The following is a 13,525-nucleotide window of genomic DNA, read 5'->3' on the forward strand; positions in this document are numbered from 1 at the left end:
ACACCATCACTAGGCAAGCAGGATGAACATCAAAGATGGCCCTCCTGCTTAATCCCTTGAGCCAACCCAACTTGCCGAGCGAGATGGGCAACAATGGCATCGCGGGCTTTTAATTCCTCCCTCAGCGCTGCAACCTCACGGGCAAGGGCTCGGATATCATGATGCAATTCGTGCTCAAGTTCAGCCTCATCCTCACCCAGAAACAACGCAGCAATATTGGCTGTCACAATGGAAAACATCGCATAACCAAATAGCACAATGAAAACGGCAAAGATTTTTGACGCAGGCGTTGAAGGTACGATATCACCATATCCGACCGTCGCAACGGTGGTAAAGGCTAGCCATACGCCATTAGCATAACTATCAACATTCGGCTCCAACCAATAAAACCCTGCCCCAGCTGTCGTTAGCATCAGTAATGCCAACACCACCATTTGTGCGAGGTGACCCGGCGTAATGTGCTGCAAAACCAAGGTTGCAAGCCGCAAGAGAATAGCGACGCAAAGAGATAAACGGAGGACCCACTCAAATAGATTCCATTCTACAAAAGACAGCCAACCGCTCCCTATACAACCAATAATAATTCCCACGTCGAGTAATAATTTACCACTACGATGTTGTCCAACACGATTTTTATACCATTGGATTACCGTATCAATGGCCATCAGAATCGAGGCTCCCCAATAGCAGTATCTACCAAGGCGAAGGAGTAAGTCAGAGCCCCCTTCCAAAAGCAAATAAAACCCTGGAATGGACAGCACGAGCCCCGCCAACAAAAGTGGACGAGAAAAAAACGAAAAAAATTGCCGCGTCATTAGAGAAACATCCATTCCCAGTGAATTACGTTTGCGTTTTCTTTTCACACTACCCCCTTCAAAATTGCTTTCGGTAATTATTTTCAGTACGTTGAGCACTTACAGCGCAGACATCTACAATCACGCAGCCATAAAAAGCCCCAAAACTAGCCTGCGGAGGATCACGATATAACGCTTAGCCAACATCAGGTTTGTATTTTTATACCAAAGTATAAGCGGCTGTATTGTGGTGTGACGCACCTAGTCTTTACATCGTTGATGTAAACATGCTTTTGAGATCTTAATGATCGCTTATTGTTGATTGTTGATTGTTGATTGTTGATTGTTGATTGTTGATTGTTGATTGTTGATTGTTGATTGCTTATTGTTATTTGCACAACCAACAGAACAAATAAACAGGAGCGCTATATTGATCGCTACTGACGATAGCAATTTTTTAAATAAACGAATGACTAGAGGGTGAAATATTGAATGAAGTGGGTGATGCGAAGAAGTGAAGGTTGGCGAGCCTGATCTGCGGCACTTGCGGTAAATGACTGTGGCTGCTTCGTTCCCGACCTGACCAGATTGGCCATGCCGCAATGCGCAGGGGCCCGCCAGACACAATTATAGCGTAAAAGCACCGTGATCGTGCAGTCATTTCGCGATTGAAATAACTTTCTAGACGCATGTTGACCGCATTAAATTGAATTTCAACACTAATTTTTGGGGGTTAAGCGGTTGAAACATGAGTTTGATCTGAATTTGATAGTTAATTTTATTGCTTTATATTAAATTATCAATATCTCAACAAGCTTTATAGGCTACTGGGACTCCTCTTCCAACTATTAATGATGGGACGCGACATGGAACTTTGTATTGAACATTTATCTAAACGATATAGTAATGGCGTACAGGCTTTAGACGATATTAACTTAACTATTCCTGCGGGAATGTTTGGTCTATTAGGACCCAATGGCGCTGGAAAATCAACGCTGATGCGCACACTTGCGACCTTACAGGACGCCGACTCAGGAACAGCGCATCTCGACACTATCGATATTCGCACACATAAAGACGACGTAAGACGCTCATTAGGCTACCTCCCACAAGATTTTGGTCTCTATCCGAAAGTCAGTGCGTATGACTTACTTGAACATTTCGCCGTACTTAAGGGAATCGACAATAACAAGGAAAGAAAGCAGGTTGTTGAGGCATTGCTTCACCAAACAAATTTATACAACGTCAAAAATAAACATGTTGGTGGCTTTTCCGGCGGGATGCGCCAACGCTTTGGTATTGCGCAGGCATTAATTGGCAATCCAAAATTAATTATCGTTGATGAGCCGACCGCAGGCCTAGATCCAGAAGAACGTGTACGATTCCATAATCTGCTTTCCGACATTGGTAGCGATAAAATCGTTATTTTGTCGACACATATCGTGGAAGACGTTGCAGACCTGTGCAATAACATGGCGGTCATTAATCAAGGAAAAGTCATCCTAAAAGGACAACCATTAGCATTAATCGAGGCGATCCAAGGAAAAATCTGGAAACGATTTATCGAAAAAAACGATCTCTCACAATTCCAACAAGATTACCGTGTCATTTCTAGTCGATTGACCTCTGGACGTACACTAATCCATATCTACGCTGATCAACAGCCAACCGACGGGTTCTTGCCGGCGCATGGCAACCTTGAAGACGTCTATTTTTCTGCCATGGCAGGACTATTCGATGCTCCGGAAACAAAGATAGCAAGAGAACATAACATCAACGCTCGCGTCGCATAAGGAGCCACCATGTTGACGATTATGTTTTTTGAGCTACGGCAAAAATTCCGCAGCATCTCTACTTATGTTTACTTTTTAATGTTTTTCGCACTCGCAATGTTGTGGATGGCAGCGGCTGGTGGCGCTTTTGCAGGAGCGACAATCAGCTTTGGCGGAAAGACACATATCAACGCCCCCTCCTCTGTTTCACAAACCATTACTTTCCTCGGTTATTTGGGCATAGTCATCGTCGCCGCGATGATGGGACGTGCGATACAACAAGATACTGAGCATAATATCTGGCATTTTTTCTACACTTCGCCGATCAATAAATTTCAATATCTTGCGGGACGATTTTTAGGCGCTTTTTTCACACTGCTATTCATCTTCTCCAGTGTCGGACTTGGTGCATGGCTAGGATGTTATCTGCCTGGGATAGAACCGGTGCATCTCGGGCCCATCATGCCCCTCTCTTACATTTTGCCTTATCTATTCTCTCTGATTCCCAATCTTCTTATCTTTGGCGCATTATTTTTCACCATGGGCGCATTATTCAGACGCATGCTACCCGTCTATGTTGCCAGTGTCGTTTTACTGATCGGTTATCTAGCATCAGGACCATTGCTACATGATCTGGACAACAAAACGCTCGCGGCACTCATGGATCCATTCGGATCCAGAGCAATCAGCCTACTGACTGAATATTGGTCTGTCGCTGATAAAAATACGAAACTGGTTCCATTGAGCGGCATTTATTTAACGAACCGACTAATTTGGAGTGCGTTTGGTTTCATCATGATGCTAACGTGCTTCTGGCGTTTCAATTTTGCCGCAATCAGTAGCACCGGTAGGCAAAAAAAAGAGCGTCCAGCCCCAGCAATAACGTTAAAACGAGTAACGACCGCGCATACCAACTTCTCGACCAGTGGTTTGCTGCGCATGTTTATTGCGCAAACAAACTTAAATCTACGCGAAACCATTAAGAATATTTACTTTATAGCAATTGCACTCTGCGGCGTGTTATTCATGGCGTCAACTGCGCCCGTAATCACCAAAATGTTCGGCACATCGACCTACCCCGTCACGTATGCCGTATTAGAAGTATTGAGTGGTACCTTCTCTCTCTTTATGCTAATCATCACTACCTTCTATGCTGGCGAGTTAGTCTGGCGTGAGCGTGACGCGAGAATGTCGCAATTATTTGATACCTTACCAATTCCCAACTCCCTGCCCTTTCTATCTAAATTATTGTCGCTCATTTTGTTACAGGGTTTATTACTATTCGTTTTGATGATTTTTGGGATTCTCTTTCAGACGATAAAGGGATATCACCACTACGAGCTGGCGGAGTATAGCTACCAGTTATTTCTGGTCCAGTGGCCCGATTACATGCTAATCGCCGTATTGGCAATGGCGATACAAATCATCATCAACAATAAATATGTTGGTTATTTTTTGATGATTGCGTATTACATTGCTCAAGTCTCGTTACCAGGGCTCGGCTTTGAGCATCCAATGCTGGTCTATGGCGACGTTCCTCGTCTGACCTACTCCGCAATCAATGGATATGGTCACTTCTTACCTGAAATACGCTGGACGCAAACCTATTGGTCTGGCATAGCTTTGATACTTGTTTCTGCGTCCATGTTGTTTTGGGTACGCGGCACCACGAGTGACTGGCGGGGTAGATTGAGGCTGGCGAAATTAAATACCAGCCGCTCCATCACAATCATCGCAGCTATGGGTCTACTCTGTTTTGCAAGTGCAGGTTGCGCGTTGTTTTACTTTAACAATATTCTCAACACCTACAAAAATACCTTTGACAAGCAAAGCGAACAAGCAACTTACGAAACGAAATATAAGCAGTTCGAGAGAGCACCTCAACCACGTATCACTGATGTTAAATTAAACGTCGATATTTTTCCCAATGTCCGCCGCGCCAACATTTCAGGAGAGTACGTCCTGACCAATCGCAGCAGTACATCAATACAAAAAATATTTATCACCGAAGACACTGATATGGGGATTAATCACTTCATTTTTGATCGTGAGAGTAATGCCGACATACAGGACAAGCAACTAGGCTTCTACAGCTTTACGCTAAAACAAGCATTACAGTCAGGAGAAACACTAAAACTCCACTTCGATCTCAGCGTGGATCCAAAAACGTTTTTAGGTATGAGCAAAAACGGGACAGTGCTATTCAATGGAACTTTCTTTAATAGTGGCCTGATGCCACACATCGGTTACCAATCCCATATCGAAATCACAGAGGATAAAGATAGACGCAAGCACGGCCTGAAAGATAAAGAACGGATGGCAAGCCGCGACGACATCAAAGCACTACAAAATAATTACATTTCAAACGATGCCGATTTAATTAACTTTGACGCAACCGTTTCTACTTCTGCAGATCAGATGGCGATCGCGCCGGGTAAATTTGATCGTGAATGGAGTAAAGATGGACGTCGCTATTTCCACTACACACTGGACAAACCAATCTGGAATTTTTACTCATTCCAATCTGGAAAATTTGATGTAAAGACAGCAAAGTGGAATGACGTTGATATCGAAATTGACTATCAGCATGGCCATGAATACAACCTCGATCGAATGATCAAAGGCGTGCAGGAATCGCTTGATTACTACACAAAAAATTTCAGCCCATATCAGCACAAAATGGTCAGGATTATTGAATTCCCTCGCTATCAGAGCTTTGCACAAGCGTTTCCGAATACGATTCCATTTTCAGAATCAATCGGTTTTATTGCCAAAGTAGATGATAAAGATCCGAAAGATATTGACTACCCATTTTACGTCACGGCACATGAAGTAGCACACCAATGGTGGGCGCATCAGGTACTTGCTGGGAACTCTCAAGGAGAAACCGTTCTTTCTGAAACGCTGGCACAATACTCCGCCCTGATGGTCATGAAACATCATTATGGTGAAGCTAAAATGCGTCGTTTTTTGAAGTTCGAGCTCGATCGTTATTTAATGGGACGCGGCCAAGAACGCAAAAAGGAATTGCCATTAGCGCTCAATGAAAACCAGCAATACCTGCATTATGCAAAAGGCAGTTTGGTCATGTATCTATTGCAGGATCAGATCGGTGAAGACAAGATCAATCAGGCCTTACATGAAGTGGTGATGCAATATACCTATAAAGGACCACCTTATCCAACTAGCCGCGTATTGGTCGATGCTATTCGTAAGGTGACTCCTGCTGACAAACAAGGTTTAATTGATGATTTATTTAACTCCATCATTCTGTTTGAAAACAGAGCATTGTCCGCATCAGCAAAACCATTAGGTAAAGGCACATACGAAGTCAACGTTGAGGTAGCGGCAGCGAAGTTCAAAGCAGATGAGCTTGGTGCCGAAAAAGAAGTTTTGTTGCATGAATGGATTGACATTGGGGTTGACGACAAAGATGGCAATTCTCTCATTCGCGAACGGCATTATATCGATCGTAAAATAATGACGTTCAAATTACTTGTTCATGGCGAGCCTGCAAAAGCAGGCATCGATCCAGATAACAAATACATTGACAGAACACCGGACGACAATCTAATCAAAGTGGATATGAACGACGCGAAATCATAAATTTTATCGATCAACGTAAAAAGAAGTGGCGTCGTACCTCTTCTTTTTACATCGATAAAAATCATTACAGAAATAAAAAAAGCTCTCAGAATGAGAGCTTTTTTCACCCCGAACATACACAGGGACGTTCAGATTACCCCACCCACTTACGTGCGTTACGGAACACGCGCATCCAAGGTGAATCCTCTGCCCAATCATCTGGGTGCCAAGATTGAATTGCCGTACGGAAGACGCGTTCCGCATGCGGCATCATCACAGTAAAGCGGCCATCCGCATTGGTGACGGAAGTAATACCTTGTGGCGATCCATTTGGATTAAACGGATAAGCCTCAGTTGCCTGACCACGATTATCAACAAAGCGCATCGCAACGTTCGCCTTACTGATATCACCAGTGGTTGAAAAGTCAGCAAAACCTTCGCCATGCGCCACCGCGATTGGTGTTTGTGTACCAGCCATACCATCAAACAAGATCGATGCCGACTCAAGTACTTCTACCATTGCAAAGCGAGCTTCAAATTGTTCAGATTTATTACGTGTGAACTTAGGCCATGCTTCTGCACCTGGGATAATCGACTTCAGGTTACTCATCATCTGGCAACCATTACAGATACCGAGACCGAACGTATCAGTGCGATGAAAGAATGCTGAGAACTGCTCAGACATCATGGCGTTGAACAGAATTGTTTTTGCCCATCCCTCACCTGCACCCAAGACGTCGCCATAAGAGAAGCCACCCACCGCGATCAGACCTTTGAAATCAGCCAAATTAACGCGACCAGCGATCAGGTCACTCATATGTACGTCCACAGATTCAAAGCCGGATTTGTGCATCACATACGCTGACTCGATGTGCGAGTTAACACCCTGCTCGCGCAGAATAGCCACTTTAGGACGAACACCTGTTGCAATAAATGGTGCAGCAATATCCGCCTGCAAATCAAAACTGATTTTTGGTTGCATGCCTGGATCTTGCACATCCAGAATGCGGGCGTATTCAGCATCGGCGCAGGCTGGGTTATCACGCATGCGGGCGATTTGCCAGCTGGTTTTGCTCCAGATCTGATGCAATGCTGCGCGAGATTCAGTAAAGATCTCTTTTGCGTCGCGCATAAATCCGATGGTTTCACCTTGATGTGCTTTGCCGATAATATGGCTGCAAGCACCCAGATGATGAGCACGCAAGACATCCATGACTTCAGAACGTTGTTCTGTGCGAACCTGAATGACAGCACCTAATTCTTCATTAAATAAAGCGCGCAGGGTCAAATCATTTCTACGCTCAGCAACCTGACCAGCCCAATTTTTGGCATCACCCTGATCGGCAGCATGTTCTGCTTCCATCGTGAGGATATCAAGGTTAATCGACAAACCAGCACGACCAGCAAACGCCATTTCACACAAGGTCGCAAACAAACCACCGTCGGAACGATCATGGTAAGCCAGTACTTTATTTTCACGGTTTAACTGCTGAATGGCCCCGAAAAAAGCCTTCAAATCTTCAGCACTATCGACATCAGGTGTCTGATCACCAATTGTCTGCATCACCTGCGTAAAGCAAGAAGCGCCAAGGCGGTTTTTACCACGACCCAAATCAATCAGAATCAGGCTAGTGTCGCCCTGATCGAGACGGAGTTGCGGCGTCAATGTTTTGCGTACATCGTAGACTGGTGCAAAACCAGAAATAATCAAAGAAATCGGCGAAGTAACGGATTTACTTTCGTTGCCCTCTTTCCATGTTGTACGCATTGAAAGAGAATCTTTTCCCACTGGAATACTGATTCCCAATGCTGGACAGAGGTCCATACCAATCGCTTTGACGGTGTCAAACAAAGCAGCATCCTGACCTGGTTGACCGCAAGCTGCCATCCAGTTAGCAGACAATTTGATGTCAGAAATCAGATTAATCGGTGCTGCGGCAATATTGGTAATCGCCTCACCCACGGCCATACGTCCAGACGCTGGCGCGTCGATCACCGCCAGCGGTGTACGCTCGCCCATGGACATTGCTTCGCCAAGGTAACCTTCAAAACTCATGGTGGTCACTGCACAGTCAGCGACCGGAACTTGCCAAGGGCCGACCATCTGATCACGCACAGTCGTCGCACCGACTGAACGGTCGCCAATAGTAATCAGGAACGATTTATCAGCTACTGTAGGCAAGCTTAATATCCGCTGTGCAGCATCGCGCAAATCGATTCCTGTCAGATCAAGCGGGGCAAAAGTTTTTTGTACATGTTCAACGATGCGGTGCATTTTTGGCGGTTTGCCAAGCAATACATTCATCGGCATATCGACCGGAGAATTATTATGCTCAGGATCAATCACCTTCAATTGACGCTCTTCGGTTGCTGTACCGACCACGGCAAACGGGCAACGTTCACGCTCACAGAAACTGCGAAAGAGTTCAAGACTCTCTGGTGAAATCGCTAATACATAGCGCTCTTGAGACTCGTTACTCCAGATCTCTTTAGGCGCCATGCCACTTTCTTCTAAGTGGATTTTGCGCAAATCGAAAATAGCGCCGCGTTTTGCGTCATTCGTAATCTCAGGGAACGCATTCGACAAACCACCAGCACCGACGTCATGGATGGATAAAATCGGATTGTGGTCACCCATCTGCCAGCATGAGTTAATGACCTCTTGCGCACGTCGTTCCATTTCTGGATTACCACGTTGTACGGAATCAAAATCGAGGTCCGCTGTATTCGTACCGGTTGCCATCGACGATGCAGCACTGCCGCCCATACCAATGCGCATGCCTGGACCGCCGAGTTGAATCAACAGACTACCGACTGGCAAATCATTTTTGAACGTGTGTTTAGCAGAAATATTTCCAATACCACCAGCAATCATGATTGGCTTATGATATCCATACACAGTACCGTCAACATTTTGCTCGTAAGTACGGAAGTAACCACCTAGGTTAGGACGGCCAAATTCGTTATTAAACGCTGCACCACCGAGTGGTCCGTCAACCATGATTTGCAATGCCGATGCGATACGGTCTGGTTTGCCGTACGCTGCTGTCGTTTTTTCGCCGGAGTTACCATCGCTGGCATTTTCCCACGCCTGAACATGACCAGGAATCTGTAGATTAGAAACGGTAAAGCCACACAAGCCAGCTTTTGGCTTCGCGCCGCGTCCTGTCGCACCTTCATCACGGATTTCACCACCAGCACCGGTAGAAGCACCCGGGAATGGAGAAATCGCGGTCGGATGGTTATGCGTCTCAACTTTCATCAAAATGTGCGTCAACTCTTCAGATGCCTGATACACATTTCCTTCTTCACTACCCCTTGGATAAAATCGCTGAACGGATGCACCTTCAATGATCGAGGAATTGTCGCTGTACGCTACAACTGTTCCTTGCGGATGCAGTTCATGCGTATTTTTAATCATTTTGAACAGCGACTTATCCTGCACGACGCCATCAATTGTCCAGTCCGCATTAAAAATTTTGTGACGACAATGTTCACTGTTTGCCTGAGCAAACATCATCAGTTCAACGTCAGTCGGGTTACGTTTTACAGTACTAAAGGCGTCGACCAAATAGTCGATTTCGTCTTCGGATAAAGCAAGTCCAAGCTCCGTATTCGCGTCAAGTAATGCATTCTTGCCACCAGCCAGAATATCAACAAATGCCAGCGGCTTTGCTTCGAGAGTACTAAACAATGCCTGCGCCTCATTGGTATTGGCCAAGACGATTTCAGTCATTCGATCGTGCAATAATGCAGCAACTGCATCACGTTGTTCTTTTTTGAGCTCTTTGGCACCACCCAGAAAACCTGTTTTCATTTGTACGAAGTAGCTGATACCACGCTCAATTCGATGAATTTGTGGCATACCGCAATTGAGAGCAATTTCGGTCGCTTTACTCGCCCATGGTGAAATAGTGCCAAGACGAGGAATCACGACGAAGGTTTCACCTTCTTCAGATGCATTAAATGACTCACCATAAACAAGTAGCGCTCTTAAGCGATCAATTTCGCTATCGTGGAGCGCGGCACTAACATCAACAAAATGTTGATACCTAGCAGTGACGGCAACAATATTGGCATCAACCTCTTGCAGACGATTAAGAAGATTGGTAGTACGAAAAGCAGACAGGGCGTTAGAGCCTGGCAATATCAACATGGCGTGAGAGGTATTGGGCAATAGCACGAGACAGTTTCTCTCTAACTATCGCAGGTTGGACGAGAAAACCGTGATTATACCTTGATGCCTAAGCGCACTCCAGAACAGCGCGAATTAAATCGCCCGAAAAAAGCGACTTAATTGGAAAAAATGGAAGTATTACCGCGCTGGGTAACGAGTTTGAATTTATCGGCGTAGATTTTTTGTTTGAATTCTGACAAATCTTGCTTAACAACTAACAGGGATACTTTTTGCTGATTTGCCATCAATATGAATGCAGCATCGTCGATAACAATATTGTTTTTATGTAACTTATTACCCCAAAACAAATCGCTGCTGTGACTTTCGACAATTTTCACAGGCCTCTTCAAATAAAACGGCAAAGAAGATTGCTGCTCAAATACGTGGAATAACACAATCTCTTGTGCTGGAAATTCTCGCTGAATCAGACTAACGGTCGCCCTCGTAGAATTGAAGTCGTCTAGAGCTATCAGCGTTTGAAGCAATATTGGCAAGCTAATTACAGGCAATAAAACATAGGCAAAAACGCCAACCTTTTTTGAGCGCCAAGCCAAGACTGCACTAAGTAATGCTATAAGTATTAACGCGATCAGGCTGTAAAAACAAAACTGAGCTGCAGAAATGCTCGCAATCACTATCCCATCAAGACCCGCATGCGTTGATTTCGTTAGCCACCATGCACCCGCCCCCATAAGGCCAGCCACAATCACACCAGGAATAATCAGGCGACCAGTCCCTGGATTGAGCTTATCTTCAACCAGAAAAGCCAGTTGCATCGCCGCCAACGGCATGATAGCAACCAGATAATAATTTGCTTTCGCACTCGACACGGAGAAAAACAACAGCGGCATCAACCACGACATCAAAAAAAACAGATGTAGACTTTTATCTCTCAATTTTTGCGTTTTTGAAAAAAATAAAGCGGGCAACAACAAAGACCAAGGAAATAAAAACAAGATGACGCGCGGAATGTAGTACCACCATGCACCAGCATAATAATCATGAGGCTCGCGCTTCCCCAAGAAACGCAATATATGCTCATTGATAAAGTAAAACCAAGCAAAAATAGGCTCAGTAAGGATGGCAGCGATATGCCATGGAGCCGATATCACAAAGAACACAGCAATTCCGCGCCAGTCCAACCACATTGCCAGACGCTTAAAAAAATCAGATGCAGAGGAAGAACTGCAAAGGATATAACCACCAGTGATAGCAAAGAAAAGTATCAGAGAAACAAATCCCTTCGCCAATAGTGCCAGAGCTAACATTGCCATCGATCGGTACAAAAAAGATCGTCTTTTGGTATCGAGATACAAATAGCCATTCATCACCGCACCAGTGAGAAAAACCGTCAATAGCATATCGAACATCAACGTTCGTGACATCGCGATAACGCCAAGGCCAGAAACAAAAACGATAGCAGCGAACCGACCACCAGACTCACGATTAAGTTTTTTGGAAAACCATAAAATTAGTACTACACACCCTAAACAAGAGAGCGCAGGAACAAGACGGACGACCCACTCTGCTTCTCCAAACACAGCAAAGGAGAAAGCGGTCAGCCAATATAGGAGTGGCGGCTTCTCCATGTAGGAGAGTCCATTAAGATGCGGAATAATCCATTGCGTCCAATCTCCCGAACGTAGCATCTCCCTTGAAATTTCAGCGTAGAGGCCTTCATTATTGTCTAGAACAGCATACCCACCAAGCCCAAAACCAACGAAATAGACAGCAACAATCCATACCAGCCATTGCGGGATGTAAGGAAGTCGTATTGTCTTATCTATCTGCATTCAACAAAAATTCCGAAGAGTTTTACAAAAAGGGCCCAGAATAAAGGTCAAGAGTATAAACCACTCCCGCATTGACGACCAGAAAACGCTGATCTAGCGGCAGTAAGTTTCACAACAAAACAATAAAAAAAGGCAAGCACAAAGGCTTGCCGTCATTGAGCTTAAAGGAAATTACGCAGCGATAACATTTTTCGACCACACCAATGCGGCCAAATGGGCGGCGTTGACATCCTCCGCAGATATCTTCAAAGACTCAGCAAGTGAACCAACGAGCATGCTACTCAGTTCACACGCCTCCGCCAGCGCGAGGTAAGGACCATACACCCCGCCCCGTGAAATCAGCGCCTCAGTAACAACCTCCGGCAACTGAATAGAGGAAAGAACCTCTTGCATCGGTAGACCTAGTAATCGGTCTAACAGTGAAAACATACCCGCTACAAACAAATTCTCTGCTTCAGCCTTGGACATCTTCATTTGCCCAAGGATTTCAGCAAATCGTCCGCGAACAATCGCAGTCTCAAGCAACACTGGGGAATACCCACTCGTACTTGCTGTCGCAAGCAATACAGTAAGCCACCTATATAACGGACTGTAACCAAGCATTTGAACTGCATGCTTTAACGACTGGACTTCCGTACGCAGACCAAATCCCGCAGAATTAATGTAACGCAGCAACTTATATGCCAAGGTCGGATCGCGCTTGACAACTAGTTCTAATTGCTGAATATCTGCATTTTTTCTTACCATCTCCATCAACTGGAGAATCGTCGTTTGCGACGAATTCAAGGATTTTGGACCAGAGCTAGGCCGAGGCGTCAGATGTAACTTACCAACAAAACTATCAAGACCCAAGGCTGAACACGCATCAAAATCCTGCCACGTCGACACATTACGAGCAACCATTTTCACAGAAGATTGCTTCAAGGCAGCATAAACTTTGGCCTGAGAAGCAAAGTTTGATGCATTCAAACCAACTTCAATGTGCGTGACATGAGAAAAAAAAGATCTCTCTAGGGTTGTCACTTCTGCACCGCGTAGACAAACCCCAAATCCTAACTCGCGAAGATTTTTAACTGCATCCAGCACCCCTTCGACTGCAAAATGCTTTTTGTGCAATATCAAAACAGTTTTATTCGCAGGGAATAGTTTCAATCCCTCTGCCGCCAACAACTCTGGCGCAGCTTCAAGAAACAGCGAGCTGTCACCAAGCAAAAAACCGTTAGCTTCATCATTAAGATGGCCTGCAACAAACTCTAATAGATAATCCAGATCTGACACGCTTGTGTCAGCGACCGGATTTTTTTGCAACCAAGAAAACTGGAAACCAATTACCCGTTGTTTAGGATCAAGCAACGGTTCACGTAAGATGAAATTATCTTCAATCATGTCGACTTTGCTATTATA

Annotated in this window: 6 protein-coding genes and 1 other RNA gene; 2 read left to right on the top strand and 5 right to left on the bottom strand. The window is 45.0% G+C overall.

Features of this window, described 5'->3' with window-relative positions; translation table 11 throughout:
• Positions 1-29 precede the first annotated feature (29 nt).
• Positions 30-665, bottom strand: a complete 636-nt coding sequence (locus tag ACO0KV_RS00255) for a potassium channel family protein (protein ID WP_423038730.1) — start codon at positions 663-665, stop codon at positions 30-32.
• A 649-nt stretch (positions 666-1,314) separates the two neighbouring features.
• Positions 1,315-1,413: signal recognition particle sRNA small type (gene ffs, locus ACO0KV_RS00260), an RNA gene on the bottom strand.
• Between the two features lie 247 nt (positions 1,414-1,660).
• On the opposite strand from ffs, the gene ACO0KV_RS00265 reads away from it, so the two are divergent.
• Positions 1,661-2,587, top strand: a complete 927-nt coding sequence (locus ACO0KV_RS00265; RefSeq protein ID WP_423038732.1) for an ABC transporter ATP-binding protein — start codon at positions 1,661-1,663, stop codon at positions 2,585-2,587.
• A 9-nt stretch (positions 2,588-2,596) separates the two neighbouring features.
• Positions 2,597-6,172, top strand: a complete 3,576-nt coding sequence (locus ACO0KV_RS00270; protein ID WP_423038734.1) for a M1 family aminopeptidase — start codon at positions 2,597-2,599, stop codon at positions 6,170-6,172.
• 133 nt (positions 6,173-6,305) lie between these two features.
• Here the strand turns inward: ACO0KV_RS00270 and purL are convergent, their stop codons facing one another.
• The 3 genes from purL to ACO0KV_RS00285 form a co-directional block, all read right to left on the bottom strand.
• The gene (gene purL / locus ACO0KV_RS00275) at positions 6,306-10,307 is read right to left on the bottom strand and encodes a phosphoribosylformylglycinamidine synthase (RefSeq protein ID WP_423039061.1); all 4,002 of its coding nucleotides are present in this window, start codon (positions 10,305-10,307) and stop codon (positions 6,306-6,308) included.
• Between the two features lie 137 nt (positions 10,308-10,444).
• A complete protein-coding gene (locus tag ACO0KV_RS00280; RefSeq protein ID WP_423038736.1) occupies positions 10,445-12,121 on the bottom strand; it encodes a glycosyltransferase family 39 protein in 1,677 nt (558 codons plus the stop codon).
• 171 nt (positions 12,122-12,292) lie between these two features.
• Positions 12,293-13,507, bottom strand: a complete 1,215-nt coding sequence (locus ACO0KV_RS00285; protein ID WP_423038738.1) for an EAL and HDOD domain-containing protein — start codon at positions 13,505-13,507, stop codon at positions 12,293-12,295.
• Between the last annotated feature and the right edge of the window lie 18 nt (positions 13,508-13,525).

It is taken from the genome of Undibacterium sp. RuRC25W (genome assembly GCF_049339825.1).
Taxonomy (GTDB): Bacteria; Pseudomonadota; Gammaproteobacteria; order Burkholderiales; family Burkholderiaceae_D; genus Undibacterium.